General features: G+C 69.8%; 14 protein-coding genes. 6 read left to right on the forward strand and 8 right to left on the reverse strand.

Annotated features, from left to right (window positions below):
- Positions 1-35: 35 nt before the first annotated feature.
- The 4 genes from infB to JFC09_RS08825 form a co-directional block, all read right to left on the reverse strand.
- On the reverse strand, positions 36-2849 hold the full coding sequence (infB, locus tag JFC09_RS08810) for a translation initiation factor IF-2 (protein ID WP_198393655.1): 2814 nt from the start codon (positions 2847-2849) through the stop codon (positions 36-38).
- Positions 2850-2957: 108 nt separating this feature from the next.
- Positions 2958-3230 (reverse strand): YlxR family protein, encoded by a 273-nt coding sequence (locus JFC09_RS17075; RefSeq protein WP_408610962.1) that lies wholly within the window; start codon positions 3228-3230, stop codon positions 2958-2960.
- 96 nt (positions 3231-3326) lie between these two features.
- Positions 3327-4286, reverse strand: coding sequence for a transcription termination factor NusA (gene nusA, locus JFC09_RS08820; protein WP_198393657.1), 960 nt, complete (start codon positions 4284-4286; stop codon positions 3327-3329).
- A gap of 112 nt (positions 4287-4398) precedes the next feature.
- Complete coding sequence (locus tag JFC09_RS08825; protein WP_198393658.1) at positions 4399-4881, reverse strand: ribosome maturation factor RimP; 483 nt, start codon at positions 4879-4881, stop codon at positions 4399-4401.
- 79 nt (positions 4882-4960) lie between these two features.
- Here JFC09_RS08825 and JFC09_RS08830 point away from each other — a divergent pair, with 79 nt between their 5' ends.
- Both JFC09_RS08830 and JFC09_RS08835 read left to right on the forward strand, forming a co-directional pair.
- On the forward strand, positions 4961-6004 hold the full coding sequence (locus JFC09_RS08830; protein WP_198393659.1) for a hypothetical protein: 1044 nt from the start codon (positions 4961-4963) through the stop codon (positions 6002-6004).
- Complete coding sequence (locus JFC09_RS08835) at positions 6001-7020, forward strand: aminoglycoside phosphotransferase family protein (RefSeq protein ID WP_198393660.1); 1020 nt, start codon at positions 6001-6003, stop codon at positions 7018-7020. Before JFC09_RS08830 ends, JFC09_RS08835 begins: the two co-directional genes overlap by 4 nt.
- A gap of 8 nt (positions 7021-7028) precedes the next feature.
- On the opposite strand, the gene JFC09_RS08840 is transcribed toward JFC09_RS08835, so the two are convergent.
- Both JFC09_RS08840 and JFC09_RS08845 read right to left on the reverse strand, forming a co-directional pair.
- Positions 7029-7874, reverse strand: coding sequence for a TSUP family transporter (locus JFC09_RS08840; RefSeq protein ID WP_408610963.1), 846 nt, complete (start codon positions 7872-7874; stop codon positions 7029-7031).
- 92 nt (positions 7875-7966) lie between these two features.
- Positions 7967-9799, reverse strand: a complete 1833-nt coding sequence (locus JFC09_RS08845; RefSeq protein WP_198393661.1) for a proline--tRNA ligase — start codon at positions 9797-9799, stop codon at positions 7967-7969.
- A 263-nt stretch (positions 9800-10062) separates the two neighbouring features.
- Between JFC09_RS08845 and JFC09_RS08850 the strand changes: the two genes are divergently transcribed.
- The 3 genes from JFC09_RS08850 to JFC09_RS08860 all read left to right on the forward strand — a co-directional run bounded on the left by JFC09_RS08850 (position 10063) and on the right by JFC09_RS08860 (position 13359).
- Positions 10063-11436: a CaiB/BaiF CoA transferase family protein gene (locus tag JFC09_RS08850; protein WP_332839712.1), complete on the forward strand. Its 1374-nt coding sequence runs from the start codon at positions 10063-10065 to the stop codon at positions 11434-11436.
- Complete coding sequence (locus tag JFC09_RS08855) at positions 11433-12365, forward strand: beta/alpha barrel domain-containing protein (RefSeq protein WP_198393662.1); 933 nt, start codon at positions 11433-11435, stop codon at positions 12363-12365. The genes JFC09_RS08850 and JFC09_RS08855 overlap by 4 nt, the downstream gene beginning before the upstream one ends.
- A gap of 64 nt (positions 12366-12429) precedes the next feature.
- On the forward strand, positions 12430-13359 hold the full coding sequence (locus JFC09_RS08860) for a carbon-nitrogen hydrolase family protein (RefSeq protein ID WP_198393663.1): 930 nt from the start codon (positions 12430-12432) through the stop codon (positions 13357-13359).
- 183 nt (positions 13360-13542) lie between these two features.
- Here the strand turns inward: JFC09_RS08860 and JFC09_RS08865 are convergent, their stop codons facing one another.
- Positions 13543-14496: a cytochrome b/b6 domain-containing protein gene (locus JFC09_RS08865; protein ID WP_198393664.1), complete on the reverse strand. Its 954-nt coding sequence runs from the start codon at positions 14494-14496 to the stop codon at positions 13543-13545.
- A 148-nt stretch (positions 14497-14644) separates the two neighbouring features.
- Between JFC09_RS08865 and JFC09_RS08870 the strand changes: the two genes are divergently transcribed.
- Positions 14645-15037: an RNA-binding S4 domain-containing protein gene (locus tag JFC09_RS08870; RefSeq protein WP_198393665.1), complete on the forward strand. Its 393-nt coding sequence runs from the start codon at positions 14645-14647 to the stop codon at positions 15035-15037.
- 120 nt (positions 15038-15157) lie between these two features.
- On the opposite strand, the gene JFC09_RS08875 is transcribed toward JFC09_RS08870, so the two are convergent.
- Positions 15158-16033, reverse strand: a complete 876-nt coding sequence (locus JFC09_RS08875; RefSeq protein ID WP_198393666.1) for a GNAT family N-acetyltransferase — start codon at positions 16031-16033, stop codon at positions 15158-15160.
- Positions 16034-16042 lie beyond the last annotated feature (9 nt).

The following is a 16042-nucleotide window of genomic DNA, read 5'->3' on the forward strand; positions in this document are numbered from 1 at the left end:
AGCGCCGGCACAGCCGCCCCCTGACGGACACGCACTCAGTCGCGCGGCTTCTCGCGCATCTCGAACGTCTCGATGAGGTCGCCCTCGCGGATGTCGTTGAAGCTGCCCAGTCCGATACCGCACTCGAAGCCCTCGCGGACCTCGGTCGCATCGTCCTTGAACCGCCGCAGCGACTCGACCGTGAGGTTGTCCCCCACGACCACTCCGTCGCGCGTGAGACGCGCCTTGGAGTTCCGCTTGATGAGCCCGTCCCGGACGATCGAGCCCGCGATGTTGCCCCACTTGGAGGACCGGAAGACTTCCCGGATCTCTGCGGAGCCCACGTGGGCCTCTTCGAACTCGGGCTTGAGCATGCCCTTGAGCGAGCTCTCGATGTCATCGATCGCATCGTAGATCACCGAGTAGTAGCGCACGTCCACGCCTTCGGATTCGGCGAGGTCGCGGGCCTTGGCCTCGGGACGCACGTTGAAGCCGATGACGATCGCGTTGTCGACCGTCGCGAGGTTGATGTCGTTCTCCGTGATCGCACCGACACCGCGGTGGATGATGCGGAGGTCGACCTCGTCGCCCACGTCGATCTTGAGCAGCGAGTCCTCGAGGGCCTCGACAGCACCCGACACATCGCCCTTGAGGATGAGGTTGAGCATGTCGACCTTGCCCTCTTCGAGCGCCTGCGTGAACGACTCGAGGCTGATCCGCTTGCGGCTGCGGGCCTGCTGTGCGTTCCGCTCGATCGCGTCGCGCTTCTCAGCGATCTGTCGCGCCGTCCTGTCGTCACCGGTCGCGAGGAACGTGTCCCCCGCCCGTGGCACCGACGACAGTCCGAGGACCTGGACGGGACGCGACGGCCCCGCCTCCTCCAGCACATTGCCGTTCTCGTCGAACATCGCACGGACGCGGCCGTGGGCCGTCCCACAGACGATCGCGTCGCCCTGACGGAGCGTTCCGGACTCGACCAGCACGGTCGCGACCGCGCCGCGGCCCTTGTCCAGCTTCGCCTCGATCGCGAGACCGCGCGCCGACCGGTTCGGGTCGGCTTCGAGGATCAGCGCCGCGTCCGTCGTGAGGAGGACGGCTTCGAGCAGCTGATCGATGCCCTCCCGCTTGAGTGCGGAGATCGGGACGAACATCGTCTCGCCGCCGTACTCCTCTGCGACGAGGTTGTACTCGGTCAGCTGCTGCATGACCTTCTGAGGGTTCGCAGCCTCCTTGTCGACCTTGTTGACCGCCACGACGATCGGCACGTTCGCCGCCTGTGCGTGGTTGAGCGCCTCGATCGTCTGCGGCATGACACCGTCGTCCGCGGCGACCACGAGGATCGCCACGTCCGTCGACTTCGCACCACGTGCACGCATCGCAGTGAACGCTTCGTGACCGGGGGTGTCGAGGAACGTGATCGCACGGTCCTGGCCCTCGTGATCCACGCTCACCTGGTACGCGCCGATGTGCTGCGTGATGCCGCCGGCCTCCCCGCCTGCCACGTTGGCCGACCGGACTGCGTCGAGCAGCTTCGTCTTGCCGTGGTCGACGTGTCCCATGACGGTGACCACCGGCGGACGGGGACGCATGTCCTCCGCGTCGCCCTCCTCCGTGATGTCGATGTCGAAGGTCTCCAGCAGCTCACGGTCCTCGTCCTCCGCGGACACGATCTCGAGCTTGTAGCCCAGCTCGTCCGCCAGCACCTGGAAGGTGGCCTCGTCGAGCGACTGTGTGATGGTCGCCATCTCGCCGAGGTGGAAGAGGATCGTCACGAGGTTCGTCGGATCGGTGTTGATCTTCTCCGCGAAGTCCGCGAGCGATGCGCCACGACGCAGCCGCAGCGGGGTCGAGCCGTCACCGCGCGGGACGGAGACTCCTCCGACCGACGGTGCCTGCATCTGCTCGAGTTCCGCGCGCTTCGCCCGCTTCGACTTCCGCCCGCGTGCCGGGCGGCCGCCGCCGCGACCGAATGCGCCCTGCGTGTTGCCACGACCGCGACCCGAACCGCGAGGACCGCCGCCGGGACGGCCGCGACCACCGGGTGGACCGCCTGGGCCACCTGGGCCGCCTGGGCCACCGGGACCGCCGCGACCACCGGGACCCGGCTTCGCCAGAGCCGAGTTCTTGAGCATCCCCGGGTTGGGGCGCGGGACGCCGGGACGCGGAGCACCGGGACGGGGACCGCCGCCGGGCTTCGGCGCGCCGCCGCCCGGACGAGGGCCGGGACCGCTTGGACCGGGGCGCGGCCCCGGCTTGGCACCGGGCTTCGGCATCCCCTGGGACGGTGCGAACGGGTTGTTGCCCGGACGGGCACCACCGCCGCCGCGCGGAGCGCGCGGACCGGGCTTGGGACCCGGCTTGGCGCCGGGCTTCGGCATTCCCTGGGCCGGCGCGAACGGGTTGTTGCCCGGACGGACGCCCGCAGGTGTCGGCGCGGGGGCGCCAGGGGTGGGAGCGGACGAGGCCGCCGGGGCTTCGGGCGTGGGAGTCGGCGCCGCGGGAGCAGCCGGACCGGGCTTGGCAGCCGGCGCCGGCTTCGCAGCGGGTGCCGGCTTGGCAGCAGGTGCGGGCTTCGCTGCCGGAGCGGGCTTCGGTGCGGTTCCCGGCTTGGGAGCAGCTGCGCGAGGCCCGGGCTTGGCGCCGGGAGCCTTGGGCCCCGGCTTCGCAGCGGACGCACCGGATGCGGGCTTCGCAGAATTCGAGGTCTTCCCCTCGGATTCGTAGGCCTCCCTCAGGCGTCGGACGATCGGGGCCTCGATCGTGGAAGAGGCGGAGCGGACGTATTCGCCCATCTCCTGAAGTTTGCTGAGCATTTCCTTGCTCGTTGTGCCAAGCTCTTTCGCGAGCTCATGGACACGGGGCTTTGCCACTTTTCTCCTGTCCGGGTCCTCCCGGGCAGGAAGGACCGCATCAGGGTCGCGCAGTCGTCATTTCACTGCTCTCGACCATCGTTTCGAGTCGTCATCGGGCGACACTCACTACACGGAATCCATTCGAGATACCTGCTTCCTGTGGTCCCAACCCTCTTCGCACACCGGTTCCGGGCCGGACAGACCCGGAACCTTGAACGCTGTGGAAAAGGCTCTCTTCGCGCGCGCCTTCTTCCAGCACGCGGCCGAATCATGGATCCAGGCGCCCCTGCCGGGGAGTCTGCGATCTGCGTCGACGACGATTCGGGGTTCGTCCGTCACGAGCACAGCCAAGCGCAGGAGCTGCGATCGGGGGGCTCGACGGCGGCAGGCGATGCACATCCGGAGAGGCTCCCGGAAGGACTGCACTGCCGTCGACACCGGACCAGTCTACAGCACCGGCGGGACCGCTCGGTGAGCGGCGGCGACCGCGGGCGCTCAGGCTGCGGTGATGTCGATCTTCCAGTTCGTCAGACGCGCCGCGAGGCGGGCGTTCTGCCCCTCCTTGCCGATCGCGAGCGACAGCTGGTCCGCTGGGACCGTGGCCCGCGAGGATTTCGTCGCGGCGTCCAGGATCTCCACCTTGAGCACCTTGGCGGGAGACAGCGCCTGTGTGATGAACTCCGCAGGGTCGTCCGAGTAGTCGACGATGTCGATCTTCTCCTGACCGAGCTCCGCCATGACGGAGCGCACCCGCGACCCCAGTTCGCCGATGCAGGCACCCTTGGCGTTGACACCCGATGCGGTCGCTCGCACTGCCATCTTCGTGCGGTGTCCGGCTTCGCGTGCCAGCGCCGCGATCTCGACGGTCCCGTCCGCGATCTCCGGCGATTCGTGGGCGAAGAGGCGCCGCACCAGGTCCGGGTGAGTCCGGGACACGGTGATCGCCGGACCCTTCAGCCCGCGGCGCACGTCCACGATGACGACGCGGATGCGCTCCCCGTGCGTGTAGGCCTCCCCCGGCACCTGCTCGTGGGGCGGCAGCACCGCTTCGACATCGCCCAGGTCCACCTGCACCATCTGCGGGTCGCGGCCCTGCTGGATGCGTCCCGAGACGAGCTCGCCGTCCCGCCCCTTGAAAGCGCCCAGCACGGCGTCGTCCTCGACATCCCGCAGCCGCTGGTGGATCACGTTTCGCGCGGTCATTGCCGCGATGCGCCCGAAGTCTTCGGGAGTGTCGTCGAACTCACCGATCGGATTGTCGTCGTTGTCGAATTCGACCGCCCAGATGTTCGCGGTCCCGGTCTTCGGATCGATCTCCGCGCGGGCATCCTGCCACGCTCCCGGCGTGCGCTGATAGGCGAGGAGCAGCGCCTGTTCGATGAGCTCGACGAGCGTGTCGAACGGGATCTCCTTGTCCGTCTCGATCATCCTCAGGGCGCTGAGGTCGATGTCCATCTCTTCCCGTCCTTCTCACTGGTGCGGCCGTACGGCGCGACATGTCCCGGGGCGGACCCCATCCTGGTGGTCGCGTCCCGGGGTCACCACTATAGGCGAACGTCCGCCCCGGTCAGCGCAGGGAGACGACGACTCGTGCGGTCCGGATGTCCGCGAACGCGATCCGCGCGCCGTCGTGCACGCCCTCGAGCACGATCCCGTTCGCGTCGACGTCCGTGAGGATCCCCTCAACGGTCTCGAGGCGTTCGGAGGGCAGCCCCTCCGCTCCGAGCTCCGCGCGCACGCGCCTGCCCACGACGCGTCGGAACCGGCGTGGTTCCGTGAGCGGGCGCTCCGCCCCCGGCGACGTCACCTCGAGCGTGTACGGGTGGTCGCCCCACACGTCGATCCCGTCCAGCACTTCCGACACGCTGCGGGTCGCATCCGCGATGACGGCTGAGGACACCGGTTCCGCGTGGTCGGCGTCGAGGTCGATGGTGATCGTCAGCGTCCGATGCCGGCCTGCGGCGTGGGCCCGGACGTCTTCGACGACGAGGCCTTCTTCCCGCAGGGGCCCTTCGAGCGCCTCGCGGATCCTGTCGGTGTGGAGTGCCATGTGTGCCTTTCGCGTGAGAGCGGTCGACGCGTCGTACACGTCGCGAGAAGCCTACCGACCTGCGGCTACGATTGTCCCCATGCGCAGGCAAGGGAGTGTTCGCGGCCCCGTCCGCAGGACGGTGCTCACCGCGGCGATCGGGCTCCTCGCCGCCGGGGCCGCCGGGTGCGGCCTCCGCCTGGACCGTGATCCGCAGATGCCCGCTCTCTCCCCCGTCGACGTCCTCCGGGACGCCGTGGCGCGGATTCTCGCTGCCACGCAGACCGATGACGGGACGGCCGCCGCGATCCGCGCGTTCGCCGAGGCCGTGGGGCCTCCGTGGAATCCGCCCGCGCACCTCGACGAACCGGTCGAGGCACCCAATCCGGATCCTCCGGCCGCCTCCCTGACGGAAGGCCTCGTCGACCTCACGGAGCGGATCGTCGACGCGTCGACCTCGCTGGGCCCCGGGACGGATCCCACCTTCGCGGTGCTCGCCGATGTCGCCGTCGGCTCGCTCCTCCTCCTGGACTCCCACGACGCCGAGGCCGCCGCCGCGATCCGCTCCGACCTCGCCGCTGCGATGCGTGAGGTGCTGGACGGCGACGGTTCCCTGGTCGACGGGACGGAAGGCAGCGGGACAGGAAGTGACGGGGCAGACAGCGGCGCGTCAGGTGGTGCATGGCCGGCCGGGAACGTCACGGTCCCTGAGCACGAGGGCGACGACGTCGCGCATCCGCTCACCGCGCTCATCACGGCGTGCTACACGGGCGTGTACGCGTATGAGCGTGCCGCCGTCCACCTGCCGGATGATGATGAAGCGAGGCGGTCGGCGCACACCCGCATCGACCGTCTCCACGCGATGACGGCCACCGCCGCGACACTCGAGGAGGACGTGGCCGTCCCCTCCGATCGGCCCGCATGGGAGCTTCCCGTGAGCCCCCGCGACGGCTCGACCGCTCGGGAGGCGCTGCGGATCGCCGAAGACGGTCTGGTGGCGGTGCTGGCGGACGCGCAGGGCTCGGTCCCGCCCGCCGTCTTCCTGTCGTGGTTGGATGACAGCGGCCGTGCACGCCGACGGGCCGAGGGTTCCCAGGACCTCCGCCTCACGGTGGTCCCGCGGAGTGACGAGGAGGACGGATGAGGGTTCCCAACGTGCTGTACGAGACAGCGCGGGAGATCAACGGGGAGAGGCACACCCACGCGTGGACGCGCGCCCTGGATTTCATGCTGATCGAACTCGTCGACCGCTGGGACCTCACACTCGACCCGCAGCCCACGAGCCCGTGGGCCGGATGCGAGTCGCTCGTGATCCCCGTGCTCACGGCGGAGAACCGTCCCGCGATCATCCGGTTCGCCGCCCCCAACGTCGACAACCCCCGGGTCCACACCCAGATCCTCGAGGCCCTGCGCGCCTGGAACGGTCGTGGCGCGGTCCAGGTGATGGCCGACGACCCGACGTTCCGTGCGACACTCCAGGAGCGGCTCCGCACGGACACCAACCTGTCGGCACTCCCTCTCGAACAGGTGCCAGCGACGTGGGGCCAGCTCGCCCAGGCGCTGCGGGTCCCCGGGGTGCCCGGGCTGGTGCGCGTGCAGGACATCGCCGCCGGATGGTCGGAGAGGTTCGAGGCGGATTCCGCCCTGCTGCGCGAGTTCCCCGACTTCGTCCCCGCGGACTGGTCCGTCGTCAACGCGGCCCGGATGTGGATCGAGCGCCTCGCACGGTCAGATGAGTCCTGGTTGCTCCACGCGGACCTGCACTACTACAACATCCTGGCCGGACACCCCGACGCTTCCGGCGTCGCGACGTGGAAGGCGATCGACCCGCAGCCGCTCAACGGACCGGCGGCGTACATGATCGCCCCGCTCCTGTGGAACCGCATGTCTGAGATCCCCGCGACGGACCCTGAAGGTCAGGCCGCGTGGCTGCGCGATTTCGCGGCGGAGCTGTGCCGGTGTGCGGCCGTCGACCCCGGGCTGGGGGTGGGATCCGCGATCGCCCGCGAGGTCGAGAACATGTTCTGGTACCTCCGTTCGGCACTGGGCGGCACGCAGAAGGCGTGGGGCGACGCCGCCCGGTCCCTCTGGGTGGCGCGCGCCCTGTCGCATGTGAGCGTGCAGGGTGTGAGTGCACACCGCCTCAAGCCCCTGGGCTGACCGGGCCGTCAGCCGCCCAGCACCGTCGAGAGCATGCTCCAGCCCATCGACAGCACCATCGCGCCGACGACCACGACGAAGACGATCCGCACGAACCCGCTGCCCAGTCTGATCGCCGCGCGCGCACCGATGTAGCCGCCCGTGAGGTTGCCGACCGCGAGTGCCAGCCCCAGCGGCCACACTGCGTGACCGGCGGGGACGAAGAAGAGGAGCGCGCCCAGGTTGGTCGCCCAGTTCACGATCTTCGTGGACGCGGACGCCTGCAGGAAGCTGAAGCCGATGAGGGCGACGAAGCCGATGACGAGGAAGGAGCCGGTACCCGGGCCCAGCACCCCGTCGTAGACGCCGACGACGAACCCCAGCACCCACGCTGTGCTGTGGTGGGCGGCGGAATCGGGTGGGAAGCGCAGCTTCGCCTCCTGCCCGAGGGTGGGCTTGAGCAGCGTGAAGGCGGCCACCCCCACGAGGACGACGAGGATGACGGGGCGGAAGAGGGCTTCGGGCACCATCGAGGCGAGCATCGCACCCAGCACCGCGCCGATGAGGGCGAAGCCCGCCGCGGGGAAGGTCGCCGAACGGTCAGGTCGCACCCGCCGCAGGTAGGTGAGGGACGAGACTGTCGCCCCGGCGATCGAGCCCACCTTGTTCGTCGCGAGCGCCTGCACCGCGCTGATCCCGGGGACCAGGAGGAGCGCCGGCAGCTGGATGAGCCCGCCGCCTCCCACGACCGCGTCGATGGTCCCGGCGACCAGCCCCACCGCCAGCAGCAGGAGGACGAGGCCCACGGTCACCTCGATGTCGCCGCGAGCGGCGCCTGCGACGCCGTCCGAACCCGCGGCCGCCGCACCTGCCACCGTGAGTCCCTGCTCGCCTGTCAGGCCCGACAGACCCGACGCGCCCGGCAGACCCGTCAGGCTCGCCAGACCCGGCAGGCCGGCGAGACCGGTCACACGAGGTAGTCGGCGCGGGTGTCGCCGACCAGGGCGTAGCCGGCGTCGACCTGCGTCACGACGGCGTCGACCGCCTCGGCGACGGGGACGTCCGAGGCGGACCCGTCTGCACGGTTGCGCAGTTCCACGTTGCCGTCCTTGAGGCCGCGGCCCACCACCAGCACCGTCGGGATGCCGAACAGCTCCGCATCACCGAACTTCACACCGGGGCTCGTCTTCGGCCGGTCGTCGAGCAGGACGCGGATCCCCCGCGACTCCAGCTCCGCGGTGAGGGACTCCGCAGTCTCCCAGACCTCGGTGTCCTTGCCGGTCGCGACGATGTGGACGTCCGCCGGCGCGAGGTGCTGCGGCCAGATGAGCCCCCGGTCGTCGTGGTACTCCTCCGCGATGCAGGCCATGACGCGGGTGACACCCACACCGTAGGAACCCATCGTGACGACACGGGTCTTGCCGTTCTCGTCGAGCACCGTGAGGCCCAGCGCCTCCGCGTACTTCCGACCCAGCTTGAAGACCTGCCCGATCTCCACGCCGCGGGCCAGCTCGAGCGGCCCGGAGCCGTCAGGGGCCTCGTCGCCCTCACGGACCTCGGACGCCTCGATGAGCCCGTCGGCGACGAAGTCGCGGCCGTAGACGAGGTCGTACACGTGGTGGCCCGGCCGGTTCGCGCCGGTGACCCAGCGGGTGCCCTCCGCGACGCGCGGGTCCACGAGGTAGCGCAGACCGGACACGCCCTCGAGTCCGAGGAACGGCTCCTCGAGCGATTCGCCGGGCCCGATGTAGCCCTTGACGAGCTGCGGGAGCTTCGCGAGGTCAGCCTCGGTCGCGGGTTCGACGTCGATCTCGCCCTCACCCAGACGGCCCGTGCCCTCCGCACGATCGAGGTCGACCTCGCGGTCGCCCGGCAGACCGATGACGACGATCTCGCGCTCCCCGTTCGCGTGCGTGACGGCCACGACGACGTTCTTGAGCGTGTCCTCGGCCCTCCAGGGACGGTCCTCGCGCGGCTGGAGCTCGTTCGACGCGTCGACGAGCGTCGCGATCGTCGGCGTGTCAGGGGTCGGCTCGACGTGGGCGGCCGGGATGCCGGACCAGTCGCCCGGTTCCGGCGCGACGGTCGTGACGGCTTCGACGTTCGCGGCGTACCCGCCCGCGGTGCGGACGAAGGTGTCCTCGCCCACCGGGGACGGGTAGAGGAACTCCTCCGTCCCCGCACCGCCCATCGCACCGGGCGTCGCCTCGACGATGACGTACGGCAGGCGCAGCCGGTCGTAGATGCGGACGTACGCGTCACGCATCGCCTGGTAGGAGGCGTCGAGTCCCTCGTCGTCGAGGTCGAACGAGTACGCGTCCTTCATGATGAATTCGCGGCCCCGCAGCAGACCCGCGCGCGGCCGGGCCTCGTCGCGGTACTTCGTCTGGATCTGGTAGAGGCTGAGCGGCAGGTCCTTGTAGGAGCCGTAGAGATCCTTGACGAGGAGGGTGAAGACCTCTTCGTGGGTGGGCGCCAGCAGGTAGTCGCCCTCCTTGCGGTCCTGGAGGTCGAAGAGGAGGTCGCCGAACGTCTCCCAGCGGCCGGACTCCTTGTACGGCTCCGCCGGCAGCAGCGCGGGGAAGTGCACCTCCTGCGAACCGGCGCGCTCGATCTCCTGCCGCACGACCGTCTCGATGCGACGCAGCACCGCGAGGCCCAGCGGCAGCCACGTGTAGATGCCGGGGGCGGAACGGCGGATGTACCCCGCACGGTGGAGGAGCCTGTGGCTCGCGACCTCGGCGTCGGCCGGGTCCTCCTTGAGGGAACGCACAAACAGGCTGGACATGCGCAGGGGCACGGGCACTCCTCGAAGAACGGGGTCGATGGCGACAGGCGAGACGCTGGAACTCTATCACCGGAGACCTGCCGTCCATCTGCGGCGCGAGGCGGCCTCGGTCCCTCCCCCGCGCCCTCCGCCGACAGGGCTCCCGGCCACAGCGTGGACAGGCGTTGTCCGCGTCCGTGCTCTGTGCGACGATCCGAACCATCGCGCCCGTGTGCCCCGCCCGGGGCACGCGGGCGGAACCGGACACGGATCGACGACCGAAGGAGACCGGCGCAGTGACGGATGCACAGTCGCACAGGACAAGTTCCGACGGAGTGCGCACAGCGCCCCCGCTGCCGCTCGAAGGAGTGCGCGTCCTCGAACTGGGCAACTACATCGCCGCTCCCACGGCCGGCCGGATGCTCGCGGACTTCGGTGCGGACGTCATCAAGGTGGAGCGTCCTCAGACCGGTGACGAACTGCGCGGCTGGCGCCTCCACAGCGGGACGACCTCCCTGCTGTACCGCACGACCAACCGCAACAAGCGGTCGGTCGTGCTGGATCTGCGATCGGAGGACGGGCGTGAGGCGGCCCTCGCGCTCGTGCGCACCTCCGACGTCCTCGTGGAGAACTTCCGGCCCGGAACGCTCGAGAAGTGGGGTCTGGGGCCGGACGTCCTCGAGGAGGAGAACCCCGACCTCGTCCTGGTCCGCGTCTCCGCCTTCGGGCAGACCGGCCCCCTCTCGTCGCGTCCCGGCTTCGCCGCCGTCGCCGAGGCCCACTCCGGCTTCCGCGACCTCGTGGGCGACCCGGACCGGCCGCCCGTGCGCGTGGGCGTGAGCATCGGTGATTCGATCGCCGGCATGCAGGCGGCGTTCGGCGCGGTCATGATGCTCTTCGAGCGCGAACGCCGGAAGGTGCACGAACCGGCTGTGCGGGAAGGCGACGGAGTCCCGCCCGCTCATGGCGGCGCTGCCCCCGCGCACGGCGGGGGCGCCTCCCCGCACGACGGTGGCTTGGAGTCCAGGACCGTCGACGTCGCACTCCACGAAGCGATGTTCTCCGTCATGGAGTCGCTCGTGCCGGACTACTCCGCGACGGGACGCCTCCGCACCCGAACCGGTGGGCGGACGGAGGGCATCGCACCATCGAACGCGTACACGTGTGCAGACGGGGAGTCGGTCGTCGTCGCGGGCAACGGAGACGGGATCTTCGCCCGCTACATGAATGTCATCGGCAGGCCGGATCTGGCCGAGCGCCCGGACCTCGCGGACAACGCGGGCCGCTGGGCGGCTCGCATCGAGCTGGACGCGGCGATCGGCGCCTGGACGGGCGCCCACGACCTGTCCCACGTCCTCGCGGCACTGGACGAGGCCGGAGTCCCCGCCGGTCCGATCCACACCGCCGCGGACCTCGTCGCCGACCCCCAGCTGCGCGCCCGCGGGATGATCCAGGAGTTCGACGTTCGCGACGGCGACGGCGAGGACGCCACGGTCCTCACCGACATCGCGTTCCCCGGCGTCTCCCCCGTCCTGGGAGGCACGAGTCTCCCGATCCGCTCGCTGGGGCCCGACCTCGGCGCACACACTCACGAGGTCCTCACGGACGCGGGCCTCGACACAGCACTCATCGATCGTCTGCTGACTGTCGGACAGGAGAAGCACACATGACCGACCACCCCGCCCTCCCCGAGGCCGCGCTGCGCGACGTCACCCTGCGTGACGGGCTGCAGCTCACCGGCGGCCTCCTGCCGACCGACGAGAAGGTCCGCGTCGTCCGCGAGCTGCTGGCCGCGGGGGTGCCGCAGCTGGAGATCGGGTCGATGGCCAGACCCGACCTGGTGCCCCCGATGGCGAACACGCTCGAGCTCGTCGGGGAGCTCACATCGGCGGAGCTCGACCGGTCCTGGATCTGGGTCGCGACACCCCGCAACGTCGAGCGCGCCGTCGCCGCCGGCGTCACCCGGATGCAGTACTGCCTGTCCGTGTCCGACGCGCACAACAAGGCGAACGTGGGCAGGACCACCGAGGAGTCGATGGCTGCGCTGCCCCGCGCCCTCGACATCGCGGAAGAGGCGGGGGCGGAACTCCAGCTGTGCTTCGCCACCGCCTTCACCTGCCCGTTCGACGGCCCGGTCGACCCCGCACGGACTCTCGCCCTCGCCGCGGATCCACGAGGTGAGAGGTGCTCCGAGGTCGTCATCGCCGACACGCTGGGGCAGGCCGACCCTCAGCAGGTCGGTGCCCTCGTGGCGGCGGCGGACCGCACCGCACCCGATCACGGCATCGTCTTCCACGGTCACGACACGTGGGGCATGGGGGTCGCGAACTCACTCGCAGCGGTCGCAGCCGGCGCAGTCGCCGTCGACGGCGCGCTCGCGGGGCTGGGCGGATGCCCGTTCGCACCCGGCGCGTCGGGCAACACGGCGAGTGAGGACCTCCTCTTCGCCCTCAAACCCGGATGGCTCACGCAGGAGACGTTCGCGCGGATCGTGGGACTCGGCGAACGGATCACCGGTCTGCTGGGTGAGGACGGAACGTCCCGCGCCGCACAGGGTGCCCGTTCGAAGGCAGAGGCGTTCCCCTGGGTCGTGCCCTGACGCAGCGAGTCCCCCCCAGATCCGGAATATCCACACGAGTTGCCGAACCGAGCGAGGAGTACCCATGTCACCCACCACCGTCGCCGTCGTCCAGACCGGTCCCGTTCCCTTCGACTCCCCCGCCACCGCACGGAAGGTCGCCGACCTCATCGCCCGGGCCGCGGACCGCGGTGCCCGACTGGCCGTCTTCCCCGAAGCGATGATCGGGACCTACCCGAAAGGACTGACCTTCGGCGCACCGCTGGGCAGGCGCACTGAAGACGGACGCGACGAGTACGCGACGTACGCGGCAGCCGCGATCACCCTGGACGGCGAGGAGATCGCCACCGTCGCGGAAGCCGCGGCCGCCCATGACGTCTTCGTCGTCGTGGGCGTCATCGAACGGGAGCGCGGCACCCTCTACTGCACCTCGGTGCACATCAGCCCGGAGGACGGGGTCGTCGGCCACCACCGGAAGCTCATGCCCACGGGGGCGGAGCGGCTGGTGTGGGGCTTCGGCGACGGGTCAACCCTGCCCGTGAACGAAACCGGGTTCGGTCGGGTCGGCACGGTGATCTGCTGGGAGAACTACATGCCGCTCATGCGGCAGGCGATGTACGCGAAGGGCGTCGAGATCTACTGCGCGCCGACGGTCGACGACCGGGACTCCTGGCAGTCGACGATGCAGCACATCGCACTCGAGGGCCGGTGCTTCGTGCTCGGCTCCGCTCAGGCGATCCGCAGGGACGCGTTCGACGACGACTACGACTCCACACTCGAGCCGAACGACGCGGGCTACCTCATCCGTGGCGGCAGCGTCATCGTCGGCCCGTCCGGAGAGGTCCTCGCCGGGCCCGTCTTCGACCGGGAGGAGATCCTCACCGCGACGATCGACGTCTCCGACCGCGCCCGCTACACCTACGACTTCGATCCCACGGGCCACTACTCCCGCCCGGACGTATTCTCCCTCACCGTCGACGAACGTCCCAAGCCGTCCGTCCGCTTCGACGGCTGAGGCACCCCGTCCGGGGCCTTCGACCGCAGGCGTTGGAGCGGTGGTGAAGCGCACGAGACGCGAGTCTCACTGAATGCGAGAGCGCCCGGCACCTCCGGGACGGATCCTGGAGGTGCCGGGCGCTCGTGCGTCAGCGGCGCGGTCCCGGCGGAACGGCCGAGGCCGGACCGGGGACGACGACGGTCAGCGGCTCACCCTGCCGAACATGTTCGCCACCGGGGTGAGGAAGATCGGCCGCGCCAGGAACCACGCCGCCACCATGACGACGATCGAGATCGCGAACATGATGAACCCGAACCACGGTGCGTCGTCGGACGCCGCATACATGTGCTGCAGGTTGCCGAAGATGCCGTGACCGCCCACGACGGCGCCCACGAACACGAGGAACACGTGGACGGCGATGAAGACGAGGAAGAACACCATCGTCGGGAAGTGCAGTGCGCGTGCCACCGGGGCCGGGAACGCCTTGGTGAGTCCGGAATCCTCCGGCCAGATGTTCGACATGCGCAGCCCGGTGACGAGGGAGATCGGTGCCGCGATGAAGATGACGGTGAAGTACGCGAGCAGCTGGAGGGCGTTGTAGTTCGTCCAGCCCATCTCCGCGGGCCAGTTCATCGACGCGTACTGCAGCGCAGACGACAGCGCGTGCGGGAAGATGTCCCAGCTGAGCGGCACGACGCGCTTCCACTGATCCGTGACGAAGAGGAGCACGAAGAACACGATGCCGTTGAGCAGCCACAGGATGTCGAACATGTAGTGGATCCAGAGGTTCATCGTGATCTTCTGGGGCGGCTTCTTCGTCTTGATGAAACCCTTGTTGTTCCGGGTCCAGTGCCCCTTGGGCCGCTCCGTGATCCGGACGAGGATGCCGGTGCGGATGATGAGGAGCATGAAGAAGGCGTTGAGGAAGTGCTGCCATCCGAGCCATGCGGGCAGTCCCTCTTCGACCTCGTTCACCGGATCCTGCCCCGGGTACTTCTCGACGAAGGCCTCGACCGAGGGAATGGAGCGCAGCCAGATCGCGAGCAGGACGAGGAGCCCGAGCACGACGATCGCGCCGACTGCGATGAGGGCGGGCTTGACGAAGGGCTGGACGTCGAAGCCGCCCTTCTTCTTGTTCTTGGACGACGTGTTCACGCGCGCCTTCCTGGTCCAGCGGTGCGGTGACGGGCATCGCTCGGAGCGCTTCCCGACCCCGCACCGGAATCGGTGTGCAGATGATCGTCTCTGAGCATACCGTGAGAGTTCTAACGAGCGTTAAGTGGGATCGCGGTAGTCTTCCCCCATGCCTGAACCGGACTTCACACCAGGAGCGTCGATGCGGGTCGACGTGTGGCTGTGGGCTGTGCGCATGTTCCGCGCCCGCTCCGCTGCCACCGCCGCGTGCAAGGGCGGGCACGTCCACGTGGACGGCCACCGCGTGAAAGCCGCACTGAAGGTCACCGCGGGCCAGACGGTCCGGGTCCGCACCCCCGGTGGGGAGCGGATCCTCATCGTCACTGCGATGCTGGCGACGCGCGCAGGCGCCCCCATCGCGCAGCAGTGCTACGAGGACCGCACGCCTCCTCCCGACCCTGCGCTGCGGGCTCCGGTCCCCCGCCGGGACAAGGGGACGGGTCGCCCCACGAAGAAGGACCGACGCGAACTCGACCGCCTGCGCGGGCGCCGCTCGGACTGAGCGAAGACTCCGAGCTGGGGTTCCTGAGCATCGGCACGAGGCGCGGGCACTGGACGTTCTACGGGGCTCATGATCCTGGACAGGGAACCCGGACGACGGCGTCAGTGCATCACGGTCGAGTCAGTACATGACGGTGGCGAAAGTTCCGCGCTGCACGTACCCCGCCTTCTCGTACACCCGCAGAGCCGCCGCGTTGTAGGAGTTCGCGTAGAGGCTCACGGTCGGAGCGACATGCTGCTGCGCGTGGGCTGAGACCGCGGCCATGCCCGCGCTGGCAATACCCCGCCCCCGGAAGTCCGGGTGCGTCCACACGCCCTGAACCTGGACCGCGTAGGGAGAACGGATCCCCAGATCCGCCTTGAAGATGACCTGCGGGATGCTGCGAGTGGCGGGCCATCGCCGGATCGGTTGGCCGTCGGGCCCTCGGTCTGACAGGACGAGAAGCGTGCTTCCGCTGTCCAGGAGGCTCCTGACACGCGACCGGTACTCCCTCTCGCCGTCCTCGATCGGGGAGAAGCCGACCTCCTCCGTGAACATCTCCACGGAGGCTCCGAACACCGCACCGAGGTCCGATACCTCGCCCACCCTCACGCCCGGGTGCGCGAGGACTGCGGGCTCCCGCTCGTACACGAGGAGCGGCTGCTCCGGTCGTACCCCGCGGGGTTCTCCCCACCGCAGCTGCGCCGTCAGATCGAGGACCCACGACGCGTCCCCGATGAACGACGTCGACCAGCGGCCCCGCGCATTCAGGAGGGTCGCGATCGGCTTGTTCGTGTGGGGAGTCGCACCGACTGCCACGATGCTGCCGCCCAGCCAGTACGCGGCGAGCGGACCGTCGTCGTCGAACACCCCGTAGAGGGTCCCGGTGGGTCCGGAGATGTCGGCGCTGCCGCGGGCCCGGACCAGCGCCAGCAGGTAGCTGTTCCGTGCGGGATCCTCCAGCAGCGAACGGGTCAGCCAGTCCGTGTACCGCTGGGTCAGGGGAAGGAGCCTCACCGGATCGTG

The sequence above is a fragment of the Brevibacterium yomogidense genome, from assembly GCF_016107685.1.
Lineage (GTDB): Bacteria > Actinomycetota > Actinomycetes > Actinomycetales > Brevibacteriaceae > Brevibacterium > Brevibacterium yomogidense.

Bases quoted from the DNA above. Each gene is read 5' to 3' on its own strand.
- JFC09_RS08830 (WP_198393659.1), top strand. From the start codon at position 4,961: ATGCGCAGGCAAGGGAGTGTTCGCGGCCCCGTCCGCAGGACGGTGCTC.
- JFC09_RS17075 (WP_408610962.1), bottom strand. From the start codon at position 3,230: ATGTGCATCGCCTGCCGCCGTCGAGCCCCCCGATCGCAGCTCCTGCGC.
- JFC09_RS08860 (WP_198393663.1), top strand. From the start codon at position 12,430: ATGTCACCCACCACCGTCGCCGTCGTCCAGACCGGTCCCGTTCCCTTC.
- JFC09_RS08835 (WP_198393660.1), top strand. From the start codon at position 6,001: ATGAGGGTTCCCAACGTGCTGTACGAGACAGCGCGGGAGATCAACGGG.
- JFC09_RS08855 (WP_198393662.1), top strand. From the start codon at position 11,433: ATGACCGACCACCCCGCCCTCCCCGAGGCCGCGCTGCGCGACGTCACC.
- nusA (WP_198393657.1), bottom strand. From the start codon at position 4,286: ATGGACATCGACCTCAGCGCCCTGAGGATGATCGAGACGGACAAGGAG.
- JFC09_RS08870 (WP_198393665.1), top strand. From the start codon at position 14,645: ATGCCTGAACCGGACTTCACACCAGGAGCGTCGATGCGGGTCGACGTG.
- JFC09_RS08825 (WP_198393658.1), bottom strand. From the start codon at position 4,881: ATGGCACTCCACACCGACAGGATCCGCGAGGCGCTCGAAGGGCCCCTG.